The organism is Pseudomonas sp. C8002 (assembly GCF_013385765.1).
Classification (GTDB): Bacteria; Pseudomonadota; Gammaproteobacteria; order Pseudomonadales; family Pseudomonadaceae; genus Aquipseudomonas.
Window position 1 is genome coordinate 91,881 of sequence record NZ_JACAPJ010000009.1, and the last position, 16,474, is coordinate 108,354.

The 16,474-nt window shown below is 60.1% G+C and carries 16 protein-coding genes; 7 read left to right on the forward strand and 9 right to left on the reverse strand.

From position 1 onward, the window contains the following. Nucleotides 1-44: 44 nt before the first annotated feature. Both HX814_RS15885 and HX814_RS15890 read left to right on the forward strand, forming a co-directional pair. A complete protein-coding gene (locus tag HX814_RS15885; protein ID WP_177009611.1) occupies nucleotides 45-1,214 on the forward strand; it encodes a hypothetical protein in 1,170 nt (389 codons plus the stop codon). A gap of 171 nt (nucleotides 1,215-1,385) precedes the next feature. Continuing rightward, on the forward strand, nucleotides 1,386-1,910 hold the full coding sequence (locus HX814_RS15890) for a hypothetical protein (RefSeq protein WP_003214386.1): 525 nt from the start codon (nucleotides 1,386-1,388) through the stop codon (nucleotides 1,908-1,910). Here the strand turns inward: HX814_RS15890 and can are convergent. Further along, nucleotides 1,907-2,551 carry a carbonate dehydratase gene (can, locus tag HX814_RS15895; RefSeq protein WP_003214385.1) on the reverse strand — a complete coding sequence of 215 codons (645 nt, stop codon included), beginning with the start codon at nucleotides 2,549-2,551 and terminating at the stop codon, nucleotides 1,907-1,909. The genes HX814_RS15890 and can overlap by 4 nt on opposite strands. Nucleotides 2,552-2,701: 150 nt before the next feature. Here can and HX814_RS15900 point away from each other — a divergent pair, with 150 nt between their 5' ends. Then, on the forward strand, nucleotides 2,702-3,106 hold the full coding sequence (locus HX814_RS15900; protein ID WP_003214383.1) for a hypothetical protein: 405 nt from the start codon (nucleotides 2,702-2,704) through the stop codon (nucleotides 3,104-3,106). Nucleotides 3,107-3,160: 54 nt separating this feature from the next. Here the strand turns inward: HX814_RS15900 and rimI are convergent, their stop codons facing one another. Together rimI and HX814_RS15910 are read right to left on the reverse strand one after the other, a co-directional pair. Further along, a complete protein-coding gene (gene rimI, locus HX814_RS15905; protein WP_003214382.1) occupies nucleotides 3,161-3,613 on the reverse strand; it encodes a ribosomal protein S18-alanine N-acetyltransferase in 453 nt (150 codons plus the stop codon). Next, nucleotides 3,606-4,343, reverse strand: coding sequence for a hypothetical protein (locus HX814_RS15910; protein WP_003214379.1), 738 nt, complete (start codon nucleotides 4,341-4,343; stop codon nucleotides 3,606-3,608). The genes rimI and HX814_RS15910 overlap by 8 nt, the downstream gene beginning before the upstream one ends. Before the next feature lie 206 nt (nucleotides 4,344-4,549). Between HX814_RS15910 and mksB the strand changes: the two genes are divergently transcribed. From mksB to mksF, 3 genes are read left to right on the forward strand one after another with little or no spacing between them, the layout of a single operon-like run. Then, the gene (gene mksB, locus HX814_RS15915; RefSeq protein ID WP_003214377.1) at nucleotides 4,550-5,827 is read left to right on the forward strand and encodes an Mks condensin complex protein MksB; all 1,278 of its coding nucleotides are present in this window, start codon (nucleotides 4,550-4,552) and stop codon (nucleotides 5,825-5,827) included. Continuing rightward, the gene (gene mksE, locus HX814_RS15920) at nucleotides 5,817-6,524 is read left to right on the forward strand and encodes an Mks condensin complex protein MksE (RefSeq protein WP_003214375.1); all 708 of its coding nucleotides are present in this window, start codon (nucleotides 5,817-5,819) and stop codon (nucleotides 6,522-6,524) included. Before mksB ends, mksE begins: the two co-directional genes overlap by 11 nt. Further along, the gene (gene mksF / locus HX814_RS15925) at nucleotides 6,521-9,361 is read left to right on the forward strand and encodes an Mks condensin complex protein MksF (RefSeq protein WP_008437530.1); all 2,841 of its coding nucleotides are present in this window, start codon (nucleotides 6,521-6,523) and stop codon (nucleotides 9,359-9,361) included. The genes mksE and mksF overlap by 4 nt, the downstream gene beginning before the upstream one ends. 170 nt (nucleotides 9,362-9,531) lie before the next feature. On the opposite strand, the gene HX814_RS15930 is transcribed toward mksF, so the two are convergent. Genes HX814_RS15930 through HX814_RS15940 form a run of 3 tightly spaced genes read right to left on the reverse strand, consistent with a single transcriptional unit; the run spans nucleotide 9,532 to nucleotide 13,097 of the window. Beyond that, complete coding sequence (locus HX814_RS15930; protein WP_003214369.1) at nucleotides 9,532-11,835, reverse strand: PqiB family protein; 2,304 nt, start codon at nucleotides 11,833-11,835, stop codon at nucleotides 9,532-9,534. Continuing rightward, nucleotides 11,828-12,451 carry a paraquat-inducible protein A gene (locus tag HX814_RS15935; RefSeq protein WP_003214366.1) on the reverse strand — a complete coding sequence of 208 codons (624 nt, stop codon included), beginning with the start codon at nucleotides 12,449-12,451 and terminating at the stop codon, nucleotides 11,828-11,830. Before HX814_RS15935 ends, HX814_RS15930 begins: the two co-directional genes overlap by 8 nt. After that, entirely contained in the window at nucleotides 12,438-13,097 is a 660-nt protein-coding gene (locus HX814_RS15940) for a paraquat-inducible protein A (RefSeq protein ID WP_017478595.1), read from the reverse strand. The genes HX814_RS15935 and HX814_RS15940 overlap by 14 nt, the downstream gene beginning before the upstream one ends. A gap of 380 nt (nucleotides 13,098-13,477) precedes the next feature. Between HX814_RS15940 and HX814_RS15945 the strand changes: the two genes are divergently transcribed. After that, nucleotides 13,478-14,008, forward strand: coding sequence for a glyoxalase superfamily protein (locus HX814_RS15945; RefSeq protein ID WP_145187290.1), 531 nt, complete (start codon nucleotides 13,478-13,480; stop codon nucleotides 14,006-14,008). An 83-nt stretch (nucleotides 14,009-14,091) separates the two neighbouring features. On the opposite strand, the gene HX814_RS15950 is transcribed toward HX814_RS15945, so the two are convergent. The 3 genes from HX814_RS15950 to HX814_RS15960 are packed head-to-tail and all read right to left on the reverse strand — an operon-like array spanning nucleotide 14,092 to nucleotide 16,317. Beyond that, on the reverse strand, nucleotides 14,092-15,618 hold the full coding sequence (locus HX814_RS15950) for an IS66 family transposase (RefSeq protein WP_177009612.1): 1,527 nt from the start codon (nucleotides 15,616-15,618) through the stop codon (nucleotides 14,092-14,094). A 49-nt stretch (nucleotides 15,619-15,667) separates the two neighbouring features. Further along, entirely contained in the window at nucleotides 15,668-16,003 is a 336-nt protein-coding gene (tnpB, locus tag HX814_RS31515) for an IS66 family insertion sequence element accessory protein TnpB (protein WP_177009613.1), read from the reverse strand. Next, nucleotides 16,000-16,317, reverse strand: a complete 318-nt coding sequence (locus tag HX814_RS15960; protein WP_098950582.1) for a transposase — start codon at nucleotides 16,315-16,317, stop codon at nucleotides 16,000-16,002. The genes tnpB and HX814_RS15960 overlap by 4 nt, the downstream gene beginning before the upstream one ends. Between the last annotated feature and the right edge of the window lie 157 nt (nucleotides 16,318-16,474).

Consider the following 16,474-nt stretch of genomic DNA (forward strand, 5'->3'; position numbering starts at 1 on the left):
CATTCACCCCGCGCAGACGGGCTTTCGCTGACAGGGAACCATCCATGTTCAAACTCACCAGGTTGTCCTTCACCCTGGCCGCACTGACCTTGAGTGCGGTCGTACAGGCTGATATCACCGTACCGCTGGGTACCCCGCAACGGGTCACCCAGTTGTTCGCGTACCCGAACAATTGCAGCGTCATCTGTTTTCGTCCCTGGACGCTGGAACAGACCGTCGAGCACTACCTGAACCAGAGCCTGCAACGCGACGGTTACAGCCGGGCCAAAGTCAGCGTCAAGACCGAGCATGACCAGGTGCTGGCCACGTTCAGCGGTGTGCCAGACGGTTATGGCCAGCCGTTGACCACCTTGCTCGATACCGCCGACCTGGCTTACCAGGGCGCCAGCAAACTCAATGGTGATGGCAAATGGCAGTTCAATTGGTACCTGTTCCTGCCGCTGGGCATGGCCCTGGAAAACCGCAAGAGCATCGAGCTGCTGCACTTCCCGCCGGATTATTCCCTGACCCACTTCCAGGACTACCTGGAGTCGGCCACCACCGACCGCTGGGCGACCTTGCTCACGGCCAACGGCATCCCGGCGACCCAGACGCCGGAATACCAGACCATCATCGACATCGCCCCGATCGCCGCCCCTGCCACGGCGGGCAAGGACCTGGAAGGTGTGTACGGTTACTTCACCGACTATCAGACCCGGATGGTCAAGGAGCTGAGCCAGCACGCGGGCGGCGCGTTGCCGATGGTGGCCTTCGGCGCGCCGGTGCGCAGCTGGATCAAGCAGCAATACGGGCAAACCGTTGCCGTACTGGGCCTGGCGCAAATCAGCCCGGCCGTCGGGAGCCAGGTCGCCGTACTGGGTGCCAATCACCCGAGCTACATCTGGTATGCCGCCAACCCCGACACCTACGACGGTGACGAGCAAAAGGCCGACGAGGCCGGTTTGAAGGTGATGGGCCAGGACTTGAGCGCCGCCTGCTGGCAGGCCTCGATGGGCCAGAAGCCCCCCAGCGATCCGAATGTGCAGCTCAAAGGCTGCATGAACACCTGGCAGGTAACGCGCAAGGAGCAGACCTGCGAACTGTTCTACACCTCTATCCGCGAGCTGACGCCCGATCAAGCGAACGCCAAGTGTGCCCAGCCGGCGATCAAAACCCAGCTGAGGCAATTGAAAAGCGCAGTGCCAGAACCGGCGATTGAAGCACCGGCGCTCTGAAGCAGGCTGCAAGAAGGGCGTTTTCCTACATAAAAGATAGCCAATTTCTACTGTCAGATTTGACAGTAGAAATTGGTTCCCACTTAAGCGAGTCTTGAGCCGCGCCCATCCGCTGCAAGACTGGCAGTCAAGACACCACCGGCAGGTCGATGCAGCCCCTCCTGGAGAGTCATGAAAACTCAAGCCATGGACAAGGCTAAAACCGCTGTGAGCAAGTGTCTTTACCCGTTCGCGACCGCCCTCGCCGAACACGGCTACCCCCGCGCTCGCGACTATGAAGTGGTGCGTACCCGAGACGGTTCAGGCGACGGAATCAAGACCCGCGTCGCCTTTGACAGCCGCCTGTGTATCGCCAGGGTGTCCGGCTACGCATTGAATGAGCGGCGCCTGCATACGGTGCAGATGTCCTCGCGTATCCACTTGTACGACCCGTGGTTCAGCGGCCTGCTTTCGCACTCGTGCAACCCGAACGCGTTTCTCGACATGACGTACCTGGAACTGTGGTCCGTTCAACCCATTCCCGCTGGCGCCCTGCTGACCATGGATTACGCCCACACCGAGGACGTATTGTTCCGACAGTTTCGCTGCCAGTGCGGCGAGCTCAACTGTCGGGGCTGGATCACCGGCATGAAGGAGCCGTTGAATCCCGAGGGTCAGCAATTCATGGAGCAGTGGCGCGAACGCAAAAGCCCTTAGACCGCACCCAGCGGGCGCAGGCGGTATTGCGGCGGCAATTGCTCGAAGCCACTGATGGTGGTGTTCAGGCTTTTCCAGCGGCCGTCCTTGATCCCGTAAATGCAGCCATGAACCGACAGGCTCTGCCCGCGGTGCCAGGCATTCTGCACGATGCTGGTGTGGCCGACGTTGGCCACCTGCTGGATCACGTTCAGTTCGCACAGGCGGTCTACGCGTTCCTCTTCCGTGGGCAACTGGGCCAGCACGTCGCGGTTTTCGTAGTACAGGTCACGGATGGTGCGCAGCCAGCCGTCGATCAGGCCCAACTGGTTGTCCTGCATCGAGGCGCGTACGCCACCGCAGCCATAGTGGCCGGTCACCAGAATGTGTTTGACCTTGAGCACGTCGACTGCGTACTGGATCACCGACAGGCAATTGAGGTCGGTGTGCAATACCACATTGGCCACGTTGCGGTGCACAAACAGGTCGCCAGGCAGCATGCCGACGATCTCGTTGGCCGGCACGCGGGCGTCGGAACAGCCGATCCACAGGTATTCCGGGGTTTGCTGGCGGGCGAGCTTGGCGAAGAATTCGGGATCTTCCTGTTTGATCGCATCCGCCCAGCGTTCGTTGTTATCAAGCAAGTCTTGTAGTTCGTTCATCAGGGAAAGCCTCAGGAATGATGCGCAGTTTTGACACTCGACCGCCCGTCCGGGTCACGCCAACAATAAAGATAGCCGGCGGCAATTTCTTGAATCTTGGGGAGCCATGCCTGTCCACACACTATAAGCCCCACAGTATGAGGAATCGCCATGACTGAATCACGACGTCCCTACGGCGCTACACAGCCGGAACCGATTGATGACAACGAAGATCGCATGGGCGAAATGCGCGAGCTGGATTTTGACAAGGAGGAGCCGACTGCGGAAATCGGCGACGAAATTCCGCCTCGGGAGCGTGAGCACCTGATGCCCGACGAACGGGTGCGCGAAGCCGGGATGACCGGTGCTTCCACTGACGATCATGACTCAACCGATGATGACATGAGCCCGGAAACGCTGATCCATGAGGATGGCGCGCGGGATGCGCAGGAAGCAGGTGAAGACCATCCGGCGGATTACGATTTGAGTATCGTCGATGAAGACGAGATCGGCGGCGGCAATGGCCTGGATGAGGCCGAGTTGGCCGATATCGATCCAGTAGACGGCAACCGCTGACACCCTGCCGAACTGAATGTGGGAGCGGGCTTGCTCCCACATTGGGCCCTGTGTTTAGTCGACCAGGGTGCAGGCCATCACCACCGCATCTTCGCGGCCACCGACGGCGGGGTAATAATCCCGCCGACGGCCAATTTCGTTGAAACCATAACGCTCGTACAGCCGGAACGCGCCGGTGTTGCTGTCGCGCACTTCCAGGAAACATTCCCGCGCCTTGGCCTCGTAGGCCCGGGACATCAGGTGCTCCAGCAAGCTCAAGCCCAGGCCACGGCCCTGGTTTTCCGGCTTGACGGTGATGTTCAGCAAATGCGCTTCATCGAGGATGATCTGCACCACCCCGTGGCCCACCTGCTGCTCGCCTTCGAACATCAGCCAGATCTGGTATTTGCCCAGCCCGTCGAGAAAAATCCCGCGGGTCCAGGGGTGGCTGAACGCTGCGTATTCGATCTTCAGTACAGCGTCGAGGTCCGCCTCGGTCATCGGGCGGAAGGATAAAGCTTCACTCATCGGTACTTTTCCAGCGCGCCATCAGCCGGCGCATGGCTTGCCAGACATCAGCCTTACGCTGTGGCTCTTCCATTAATAGTTCCAGGCCCGGCAGGGCCCAGACGGAGCCCAGGCCTTCGACCTGCAGTTCGCGGTACCAGGCCTCGGCATTCGCTTCGCCGGCAAAACGCACGGCGGGCAGGCCGATCAGCCACAGGCACACGCAGGGTTCGTCTTCCAGGCGCGCCGAGACAAAACCTTGCACAAAATCCCGTGCAGCTTCCGGGCCCTGGTCCATGGTGCCCCGGGCCAGCAGCGGCCAGCGCACCGGCTCGCCAACGATTTGCGGACTGTCGGGCAGGCCGGCGGCGCGCAACATGTCCTTGAGCAGCAGATAGGCCGGGTCGCGGGCCTGGAAGCGCTCGCCTGTGGGTAACTCCACCAGCAGCAGGCATCGCCCGGCCCGCAGCAGTTGCAGGGCAAAGCGTGGCGGCGGTACGACCGGAGCCTTGACCACGGCAGGCGCCTCTTCGGCGACGACCGGCTTGGCCACCGGCGACGGGCGCGGCACTTCGACCTTTGGCCGGACCACCGGGGTTTCTGCCACGGGCTTGACCAGCGGCACCGGCGCAGCCGCCTCCTCACCCGAAGGCTCGAAAGCCTCGAACGGTTCCGGGGCCTCCAGCAGCTCGGGCCGCGAAGGGGCGGCGAACGGTAATTCAGTGCGCGGCAGCCAGTTGACCACCTGCATGGCGGTCAAGTAAGCGCGACGTCGGGACTCGATAAGCAAAGGTCGGCCACTTGTGGATAACTAAAGAACAGGGATTCTACCGCCCTTCGACGAAGATCGCCCGCAGTTGATCGCTCCGGTGAGCGCCTCACGACCGGCTGTGGATAAATCCCGGCACCGATGCAGTACAATCGCTGCTTTTAATCGCTAACCAGCCGGCCATTCCGATGATCGAACCCAAGCGCGTCTTGCGCGCCCTCGCCGAACACTGGGCCCTGCTTGAGCCACTGTGCGAACACTTCGACCAAGGCACCCTGAGCCTCAGCGAACTGCGCGCCCAGCTGGCCGCCCAACAACTGGACAGCACGCCACAGGACATCACCAGCCTGCTGGACGTGTGGATTCGCCTGGATATCCTGGTGCCTGTCGCCAAGAGCCCGAACCGTTTCGAGCTCAACGCACAGATCCACGACTTCCTGGCGTATCTTCGCAAGGAGCACCGGCTAGGCCTGTGCCTGGAAATCGAAGCCTACCTGCGCCACCTTGAGCGCCTGGCGGGTTATATCCAGGACGCCTTCGACATCCGCGACGGCCATGACCTGGCGCGCCAACTGCGCCTGCTGGACATGCGCGTGCGCGACGTGCTGAAAAAACTCGCCAACGACGAACAGGCCCTCGCTGCCGTGGCCGATCGCGCCAAGACCAGCGACCGGCAGATCCCGTTGCGCCAGCGCTACGCCGAAGTACTGGCGACCTGGGACGAATACGTCGAGCCGATGATTCAACTGGTGAACGCCGACGGCGCCTTCGAACAAGGCGTGCGCAAGGTGGAAAACGTACTGTTGCGCATGCTCACCGAGCAGCAGCGCCTCGGCCACCTGGTGGACGACGACATGCTGCTGCGCACCCACGCGCGCATCCTCGAAATGCAGACCAGCGCCCAACTGACCTTGCGTCACGCCCGGGAACTGCTGCTGCCGTTGCGGGAAGAAGCGCGCCGGCACAATGCCGTGACCCGGGGCGCGGCGCTGGCCTTGTCGGCGATTCGCCGCAAGGGCCTGGACGCGGTGCCGCAAGCGGCGATGCCGATGTTCACCCGGCCGCAAAGCACCTTTCTTGGCAGTGCCAGCCAGGTCGAAGCCTACGTGTACGCCCTGGCCAACTTCGAACCGAAGCCGGCGCGTTTCCCCAAGGCGCACAAATCCCACAAGGGCGAAGCCCCTCGCGCACCGCGCACGGTCAAGGAAATGCTCGAGCGCTGTGAAGACGCGCTGCCGATGCCGGACCTGATGACCTGGCTGCTGGAGCAGGAACCGGACGGCGCAACCGACGAGTTGCTGTACTGGTTCTCACGCCTGTCGCGGGAAAAACGCTTCAAGCGCGAACGTCTGGAACGACGGGATTACCACACTCACGAGCACCAGGTCAGCCTGCGCTCATTCGCCCTGCTTCCAGCCAGTATTGATACGGCCGGGAATTCTGCGAGCACCCCTCATGCATCTTGATCTATCCGAACTGTCCCAGCTGGCGCCGATCTTTCGCGAGCTGTTCAAGGGTTACCACGTCAGCCGCCGCGACCCGGAGCTGTACGCCCAACTGTCGAACTTCCAGGACCAGTACCGCACGTTGTTCAAGGCCCTGGGCTTTGAGTTGGTGTGCGACACGCGGGGTTTCTACTACTTCGTGCCGGACTCGGCCGTGGCCGCCGCGCAGGTCAACAAGACCGCCCAGCGCCTGGCGTTGTTCACCTTCATCATCGTCGAGCACCTGGCCGACCAGGGCCGCGACCCGATCGCCGTGCTCGACGGTGGCAGCCTGGGCCGTGACGAACTGCCGTCGTTGCTGGAAAAGTACCGCGACCTGTTTATCCAGGCCGAAGTGCAGACCGTCGAGGAACTGGAAGAAAAAATCATGCGCCGCATGACCCAGCTGGGTTTTGCCGGTGAAGAGAACGGCATCTACCGCTTCCTGCCGCCGATGCACCGCTTCCTCGATGTGTGCCTCTCGGTCCAGCAAGACCGCGACCTGGCCGCGAGCATCCACAGCGTATTGCCGTTGCCGGCCCCGGTGATCATCGACGAAGACAGCGATGAAAAACTGCTGAAGACCGATGACCCGCTGGACTTGAGTGACTTTGCAGAAGAAAGCGAAGAAGACGCCCTGGCCCGCGCCATTGCCGAAGAACAGGAGACCGACGCATGAGCAAGGAACGCTACGGCATCCGCCGCTTCGCCCTTTTGAACACCGCCGGTTACAGCCTGGGTTTGTTCCCGCTGGAAGAACCGCTGTCGGTGTACGGCGCGAACAACCTCGGCAAATCGGCGTCGATCAACGCCTTGCAGTTCCCGATTCTGGCGCGCATGTCGGACATGAGTTTCGGCAAGTACACCCTGGAGCAATCCCGGCGTTTCTACTTTGCCACCGACACCAGCTACATCCTCGTGGAAGTCTCGCTTCCCCATGGCCCGCACGTGATCGGCGTGGTCGGTCGCGGCCCGGGCGGTGGTTTCGGTCACCAGTTCTTTGCCTACGCCGGCAAGCTGGACCTGGCGCACTACCAGAAGAACGACACCTGCCTGCGCCAGAAAGAGCTGTTCACCAACCTTGAGCGCGAAGGCCTGAAAGCCTATGAGCTCAAGCCCGATGAGCTGCGGCGTTTGCTGGTGGGCGGCCATACGTCGATCCCGCTGGACCTGACCCTGATTCCGCTGCGCTCCACCAGCGAGCAGAGCCTGAAGACCTTCCGCGCGCTGTTTATCAATTTGCTGCACATGCGGGAAATCACCGCGGCCAAGTTGAAGCAGCTGTTTCTGGATGCGTTCGAACACAGCCTGCGTTCCGGCAGTGTCGATTACATCGCGGCGTGCGAAGAAGCCTTCCGCGATGTACGACGCATGGAGCAGGACTACAACTCGCTGGTGGCTGCCGGCCCTCTGGTAGAAGCCTTGGCCAACGGCGTGAAGCAGCGGGACATTCTGCGGGGCAAGCTGCATCGCCTGTCACCGCTGCTGGATTCGTTGCTGGGCACCTGGTCGGACTACGCCAGTGCGCGCAAGGAAGAACTGACGATCCAGGCCGAGCATTACCGCAACGAGCAGGATTCGCTGCAGAACGACCAGCGCGGCGGCACTCAGGAGCTGATGCGCCTGGAGCGGGAAATCAGCGGGATTCAGCGCTGGCTGGGTGAGCTGTCAGTGCTCAAGCACCGCTTCGCGCTGGTGGATGACGTCAAGGTGCTGGAGCAGCAACTGCTGGCCGCCAAGGATGCTCACGATGAACTGGCCGGGGCCTTGGCGCAGTCGCGCCAGTTCAGCGCCGAGGATCTGGACGAACGTCTGCGGGACCTGGAAAAACGCCTGAAGTCGGTGAAGCAGCAACTTGATCACGCCGACAACAACAGCTACGCCAAGCTGCGGGAAGAATTCTCGCAGCAGGATGTCGAGCGTCTGATGCGCCTGTTCAACAGTTCGCTGTTCAGCTTGCCGCTGGGTGAGCATGGCATCACGCTGGACGAGGACGGCCTGTGGGTGAAATCCCTGGAGCAGATCCTTGATGGCTTCAAGGGCGAGCGTTTTGAAGTGCCGGGGCTGGCCATCGACATCTCGCACATTGAACCACCAGCGTTGCAGGCACTGGCTGACCGCGCCGCGTTGCGCGACCAGAAAGAGCGTCTGGAAAAAGAACTCAAGCAACTGAAAACCCAGCAAGCCGTGGCGGCCGACCGCGCGGCGAGCAAGACCCAGACTGAAGCGCTGTACCAACAGGTACTGGACGCGCAGAAGGCGCTGGAAGATTTCCGCCGTGCACAAACCCTGAGCGCCGAGGAAGGCGAGAAGCTGGAAAGCCTGGCGCAGATGGAAGCGGCCCAGGACGAATTGAAACGCTCCAGCGATGCGTTTACCGAGCGCGTCCAGCAACTGTCGGCCAAGCTGCAATTGGTAGGCAGGCAGATTGGTGATATGGAAGCCAAGCAGCGCACCCTGGATGACGCATTGCGTCGTCGCCAGTTGCTGCCGGCAGACTTGCCGTTTGGTACGCCGTTCATGGACCCGGTCGACGACTCCATGGACAACCTGCTGCCGCTGCTCAATGACTACCAGGACAGCTGGCAAGGCCTGCTGCGCGCTGATGGCCAGATCGACGCACTGTACGCACAGGTGCGCCTCAAGGGCGTGGCCAAGTTCGACAGTGAAGACGATATGGAGCGCCGCCTGCATCTGTTGATCAACGCTTACGCGCACCGTACCGATGAAGCCCTGACCCTGGGCAAGGCCCGGCGGGCGGCGGTCACGGATATCGCGCGCACCTTGCGCAATATCCGCAGCGACTACGACAGCCTTGAGCACCAGTTGGCGTTGTTCAACCGTGAGATCAACAAGCGCCAGGTGTCCAACCTGCAGAGCTTCCGCATCGTGCTCGCGCCGAACAAGGAAGCCCTCAAGCATATCGACCAGATCATCCACAGTGCCGGTCAGTATGAAGAAGGCGAAACCCTGTCGGTGTTCGATCTGAGCCAGAGCGCCGAGCAGGACAACAAGAACGAGGAAGCCAAGGAATACCTGGCGCGCCTGGTTGCGGCCAACCATAACCAGTTGGGCCTCAAGGACTTGTTCGAACTGGCGTTCGAGATCACCAAGGTCAACGGCCAGCCGATCATTCACACCGACATCGATGGCGCCGCCTCCAACGGCACCACCATGACCATCAAGGCGCTGACCAACATGTATTTGTTGCTGCACTTGATGGACCGCGACCAGGCCGGTCGTGTGCGCCTGCCGTACTACCTCGATGAAGCCGCGGACATCGATGAGAAGAACCAGGCGGCATTGCTGGAGACCAGCTTGCAACTGGGCTTCGTGCCGATTCTGGCGAGTGTGAAGCCGCAGGTTTCCGCCCAGGTGGCAATCGACCTGGAAGGCGGCAGCGGGCCGAACGGGATCTACATTGATGAGGCGGACTGGAAGTACATCCGTCGTCACGATGTGGTGAAGGCAACGGTGAATGTGCAGGCGGATGAGCCGGAGCTGGATGAGGTTTAATCAGTTGCGCTGAAATGCAAAAAGGCCGCGATCTTCTGGATCGCGGCCTTTTTTTTGTGTTCTTGAGGGTCTCTTCGCGAGCAAGCCCGCTCCCACATTCAATCGGGTTCCTTCAATGGGAACTGGGTCAAATGTGGGAGCGGGCTTGCTCGCGAAGGCCGCGCCTCGGTCTATTTGCCGAGTGGGATTTTAGGCGCCCAGGTCAGCCATTCATCTTCAAATTTGTCGAACAGCGGGAAGGTCTGCTGGGGCCGTGCAGCGTTGCCCATACGCTCGCCGTCCGGCGTGGCAAAGGCGATGCCGCCGGCGACCAGGGTCTCCAGGGACTCAGTGCGAACAGTCGCGCCCTTGAACAAGCCGAAGTCGAGCCCGAAGCCGCTGGTGTTCCAGAACCGGCTGCCACTGCGCACCAGAGGCGCGTACTTGGGCTCGATCAGGATGTGAACCAGCACACGGTCGGCGGTCTGGCCCAGCTCGTAGCCGGTAACTTTGCCTACGGTGACTTCGCGGTAAGTGACCGGAACGCCTTCCTTCAACGAGCCACGGCGTGCGGCGCTGAGTACCAGGCTCAGGCCCTCCTCCTGATGAACGGCTTCTGGCGGCTTGTCCAGCGCGACGAAACTCTTCTGTGGGCCGATGCTTTTGGTCGCTGGCTGTACTTCGATGTACTGGCCGGTCACCAGGGTTTCCAGGTTCGACGTTTTCATCAGGCCCAGTTCAGGCTTGACCACCCAGAACTGACTGCCGGCCCGTGCAATGCGGTCGGCCACTTGGGTGATACGCGCGCTGAGCAGCACCGATTGCATGTCGGCGCTCAGGTCGACACTTTCGATCTTGCCTACGTCCAGGCCCTTGAAGCGCACTGGCGTACCCGGGCGCAGGCCATCGGCGCGGTCGACCTTGATGGTCACCAACGTACCGTGCTGGTTGGCGGCTTCGCGATCCGGGAACAGACGGAAACGCGGGATGCGCTTTTTCAGCGGCACATTCGGCTCCGGGGTTTCGAAGGCGATACCGCCCGCCATCAGGCTGGCCAGGGATTCGCTTTTCACCTGGATGCCGCCGGTAAGCCCACCGGTCAGGGTCACGCCGCTGGCATTCCAGAAACGGGTCGAACCATTGACCAGGCCTTCGTATTCTTTCTCGATATGGACGCCGATCACCAGTTGCTTGTTCTTGCGGGAGAACTGGTAGCTCTGCACGGAACCGACCTTGACCTGCTTGTAGAGGATCGGGCTGCCGACATCCAGGGAGCCGAGGTTGTCGGTGAAGAGCACCATGTGCAGGCCGGGGGAACGCAGGTCCAGTGGCGGCGCCTTGGCGCGGGCGACGTACTCCCGTTGTGGCGCGGTGCCCTTGTCGCCGGGACGGATGGCGATGTAGTTACCTTTGACCAACGCTTCCAGCCCGGTGATGCCCGCCAGGGAGATAGACGGCTTGACCACCCAGAATTGGGTGTCCTGGACGAGGTAGTCTTCGGCCAGTGGGTCGAGGGTCAACTCGGCATTGGCGCTGGACAGGTCCGGATCGATCTTCAGGGTTTTCAGGCTGCCGACCTGGATGCCTTTGTACATCACCGGGGTGCGGCCCGCCTGGAGGCCTTCGAAGTCGGTGAGTTTGACTTTGACCTTGATGCCCGCCGCGGCTGCATCGAAATCTTCGTACAGGCGGAACGGCAGGCTCGGGTCCGTCGGTGGGCTGTCCTTGCGATTCTCCGGCGTGGCGAAGGCGATACCGCCGGCAACGATGCTGGCCAGGGATTCACTGCGGACTTTTACGCCGGAAAGGTTGGCGTCGATGCTGATGCCGCTGGCGTTCCAGAAACGCGTGTGTTTGCGCACCAGGCTGGCGTAGGTCGGCTCGATGTAGACCTTGATTTCAACGGTGGTCTGGTCTTCGGAGAGCAGGTAGCTTTTGACCTGGCCGACCTGGATCTGCTTGTAGAACACCGGGCTGCCACGGTTCAGCGAGCCGAGGCGATCAGCTTTGATCGTCAGGTGCAGGCCGGGCTTGGCGTCGGATAAAGGCGGTTCTTCGGACAGGGCCTTGAACTTGCGCGTCGGCTCACCATCGCCTGGGCTGGCGGCGATGTAGTTACCCGAGACCAGGGTTTCCAGGCCGGTGATCCCGGCCAGGCTGACACTTGGCTTTACCAGCCAGAAGCGGGTGTTGGTCTTGAGGTATTGCTCCACATCCTTGTTCATCTCGATGGTAGCAATCACCCCGCGATTGTTACCTTCGTCATCCAGGGCCAGGGTCTTGACCTTACCCACGGACATGCCTTTGTAGACCACTTCGGTCTTGTTGGCCTGGATGCCTTCGCCGCTTTCAAAGCGTACCTGAATCTCGATACCTTGCTGGTTGTACGCACGCCATCCCAACCAGCCACCGATGATCAGGGCAATCAGGGGCAGCACCCAAATGGCCGACCAGTTGGAAGCTGGGCGGGTTTTAGCCTTAGGCAAATCACTCATGGTCGTCGTCCGACTCCGTGTTATCCCAAATCAGTCGGGGATCAAAAGTTACTGCGGCAAGCATCGTCAAGATCACCACACTGGCGAACGCTACGGCACCGAGATTGGCCTCGACACTGGCAAGTCGCCCAAAGTTTACGACTGCCACCAGGATGGCAATCACGAAGATATCCAGCATGGACCAGCGGCCAATGAACTCGATAAAGCGGTACATGATAATGCGTTGTTGCGCGGAAAGTGGCTGGTGACGCTGCACCGAAAACAGCAGCAGCCCAATACCCACCAGCTTGAAGGTGGGCACCAGGATGCTGGCGATAAACACTACAGCGGCGATGGGGAACATACCGTGCTGCATCAACTGGATCACGCCGGACATGATGGTGCTCGGATCGCCTTGGCCCAGGGAGCTTACGGTCATGATCGGCAACAAATTGGCCGGGATGTACAAGATGGCTGCCGTGATCAGCAGCGCCCAGGTGCGCGTCAGGCTGTTCGGACGACGGGCGTGGACCAGCGCGCCGCAACGGGTGCAGGTTTGCTCGTCGGTGTCCGGGTCTTGTTTGTTTAGTTCGTGGCATTCGGTACAGATCAGAATGCCCGCATCAATCGCCCGCATGAGCATCCTCTCCTGACAGCGCTTCCCAGATCTGGTGAGGTGACATCACCACCTCCAACAATATCTGGACCATTAACAGACTGACGAAGCAGGCCAGGCCCAGCCCAACGGTGATGGTGGCCATGTCGGCCAGCTTTACGATCGCCACCAGCACGCCCATCAGGTACACCTCGAGCATTCCCCAGTCCTTGAGGTGGTGGTAAATGCGATAAAACAGCAGGCCGTAGCTACGACCGATGTTCCAGCGAATGCTCAGCAATACCGCCAGTTGGCACAGGAGCTTGAGCAACGGAATGCCCATGCTGCAGAGGAACACCACCACGGCGACGCCTTGCATACCGGTGTCGAACAGACCGACCACGCCGGTCCATACGGTGTCCTGCGAGGACTGCCCGAGTAGATTGAGCTGCATGATGGGTAAAAAGTTCGCGGGGACGTACAACAGCAGCGCGGCAATCACTAACGCCAGGCTTCGTTCAACGACGTTGTGGCGGTGAGCGTACAGCTCGTAGCCGCAGCGTGGGCATTGGGCCTTTTCACCGCGGGCAAGCTCCGGCTTGCGCATCAGCAGGTCGCACTCATGGCATGCCACCAGTTCGTCCAGCGGTAAGTCTGACACCTCAAGGGTATCAACCGGGTCGGGCATATAGGGCTCGGACTCTAAAAAAGATTAGGTGCCTATTCTAGTGTTCTGGTTCAGAAATAACTGTGCAAATTTGTCGGGGGATTCAGTAGCGTTTGTGCGCGCGAGGGGGGATTGGGACGAGGGGATTTAGACCAATGCGTGGCATCAGGTAGCCCGCGGTATGCGCCCGGTTAACCCACCTTGCGTGATTTTACGCGGCCTGCTGGCACAAACTTTCGCCTTTATTAGTGGTTGTGTATTATCAGGGCTGGCCGATGCTGCCAGCCGCTCGCTCCGTAAAGGAAAGGTGAAAGCATATTTTTACAAACCACATCGTATCTCTCTTGATGGTCGAGGTTTGGCAAGGCGAGCACCAAAATGCTTCGACTCCAGGAGAAATAATGTCTTCAATCCAGAAAGCCAAACAGATGGCCAAGAGCCTGCGTGCTTCGTTGGAGAAGCGCAATCAGGAAGTGTCGCACTCCGTTGCACTCGAACTGGTGGCACAGCAACTGGGCTATAAGGACTGGAACGTAGCATCAGCGATGCTTCCGGATGAAAATCCTCAACCCGCTGTAACATTCGACAAAGCAATTCCCATATTGCGAATATTTGACGAAACCAAGGCCCGCGAGTTTTATATTGATTTTCTGGGCTTCAGCGTCGAGTTTGAGCACCGATTCGAAGCGGATCTACCGCTGTATTTAGGGATCAATCGAAACGGGTTACAGCTCCACTTGTCCGAACATCATGGTGATGCCAGTCCAGGGTCGACGATATTTGTTCCGATGCAAAATATCGAAATGCTTCGTGATGAGCTACTTGGCAAACGGTACGGATACGGTCGTCCGGATATTGTCCAGCAGGGATGGGGGCAGGTTCTGGAGGTTTATGACCCTTTCGGTAATCGGATAAGATTCTGCCAAAGCTGAATCCGCTGGACGCTAGATTGGATCTGATCCGTCTCGGATCCTATAGCTAGCGGAATAGCGCCTACCTAAATCCACTTACGTGCTTAGGTAGGCGTCCACCAATGTGGCAACAACTGATCAACCTCACTCGCCCGTTGCGTCGGCAGGCGTGTAAGTACATCCTTCAGGTATGCATATGGATCATGCCCATTGAGCCGCGCAGACTGGATCAAACTCATGATCGCTGCGGCACGTTTGCCACTGCGTAGCGAGCCTGCGAACAACCAATTCGAGCGGCCAAGAGCCCACGGCCGGATTAGGTTCTCGATTTGATTGTTGTCGATGGGCACAGCACCATCTTCCAGGTAGCGCGTCAGCGCTATCCAGCGTTTGAGGCTGTAATCCAGAGCCTTGGCCGTAGCAGAACCCTCGGGCACAAGTTCGCGTTGGGCCAGCATCCACTCATGCCGTTTTTCGGCGATGGGCACCGCTGTTTCCTGGCGTAATCGCCAGCGATCTTCGTCGCTCATTTCCTTGGCGTTTCGCTCGACTTCGTACAGTCCGCCAATCGAGTGAAGAGCCTGTTCCGCCAACTGGCTTTTATTGGCGATATGCAAGTCGAAGAACTTGCGGCGCGCATGGGCCATGCAGCCGATTTCGGTGATGCCCAGCTCGAAGCTGGCCTTGTAGCCGGCGAAGTCGTCACAAACCAGCTTGCCGTTCCAGGTGCCCAGGAAGTTACGCGCATGTTCGCCGGCACGGCTGGGGCTGAAGTCGTAGACCACGGCTTTGAGTGCCGAAAACGGCGCCGTGCTGTAGGCCCACACATAGGCGCGGTGGGTTTTCTTCTCGCCGGGCGCCAGCATTTTTACCGGCGTTTCATCGGCGTGAACCACACGCTGGGCCAGCACCACTTCGCGCAGCGCATCGACCAGCGGCTGAAGCTGCACGCCAGTTTGGCCCACCCACTGCGCCAGTGTCGAACGCGGGATGGCTAGACCGGCACGACCGAAGATCTTTTCCTGTCGATACAGCGGCAGGTGGTCGGCGAACTTGGCCACCATCACGTTGGCCAGCAGGCCCGCCGTGGGGATACCCTTGTCGATTACCTGCGGCGGCACCGGCGCCTGGATCAGCGTTTCGCATTGGCGGCAGGCCCATTTCCCACGAACGTGCTGTTCGACGGTGAACACGCCCGGCGTGTAGTCCAGCTTCTCACTGACATCTTCGCCGATGCGCTGAAGCTGGCAGCCGCAGGTGCATTGGGTGTTGTCTGGCTCGTGATGGATCACGGTACGCGGGAACTGCGGCGGTAACGGTGCACGCTTGGGTTGCTGGCGTGGTTCTGTCTGCGCAGGTGCAGGATGAAGTGCTTTTAACTCCGCCTCGATGGCTTCTAGGTCGGTATTGAGCAGGTCATCGAGTAAGCTGCCTTGCGCCGGGCTGATCTGCTCGCTGCGCTTGGCGAACTTGTGGCGTTTGAGAATGGCGATTTCGTGAGTGAGTTGCTCGATGATCGTCTCATCACGATGAATCTTTCTGTCCTGGGTGTCGATCTTGGACATCAACTGCGCAGCCAGTGCGCGCAGTTGTTCAGGAGTCATTTGGTCGAGATCGGGCAAGGAAGTCATGCCGTGGATTTTACCAAAGCAGCCCGAGTGCTACAGCTGAAAGGAGCGTTTAAAGCAATGTGATTGCGCCGCCCGCACCGACTCGTTGCCAGGGCAATCCAAGTACCAGTGCCTGAAGTTGTTCGGGGTCGAGTTCGACCTCCGTCCCCCGATGGATGCCTGGCCAATGAAACTTACCTTGGTTCAAGCGCCGCGCCGCCAGCCAGATACCGACGCCGTCGTGCACCAGGACTTTCATCCGGTTCGCCCGGCGGTTGGCAAAGAGGTAAGCGCAGTGCGGCTTCGCCGCACCGAACACCGCGACCACTCTGGCCAACGCGGTCTCAGTGCCGGCGCGCATGTCCATGGGCTCGGTGGCGAGCCAGATGGCATCGACACGAATCATTGGGCCAGGCCACGAATAAAACACGCGCAGCCGTCCGGATCCGAGGCTGGCCACTTTACGGTGATGGATTTATCACCCAGAGGCAGCGAGATGGTGACCATCTCTTCTGTTGCTCGCCTTGGTACCGCTTTTACTGGAACAAAAGCCGGCAAGGTTGCAGGCGATTGATCCCGGTAAGCAGGTAGCCACTTGCGGATCACGTTAGCGTTGATGCCGTGATGGATGGCCACGCTGGAAATCGTCGCTCCGGGTTGCAGACATTCCTGGACGACCTGGGCTTTGAATGGTTTGGGGTAAGAGCTTCGTTGGCGCATGAAAGTCCTAGCGATAAGGGCGATGGTGTCCGCTTAAAAATACGCGGACACCATCGCCCTTAATGCTGGAGTTCGGTAGGTGCCTTGGCCGGACGGTTACAGCCCGCGTTACCGTTGGAGTTTTTCGCCAGCAAGCTCGCCATACTTTCCGACCGCC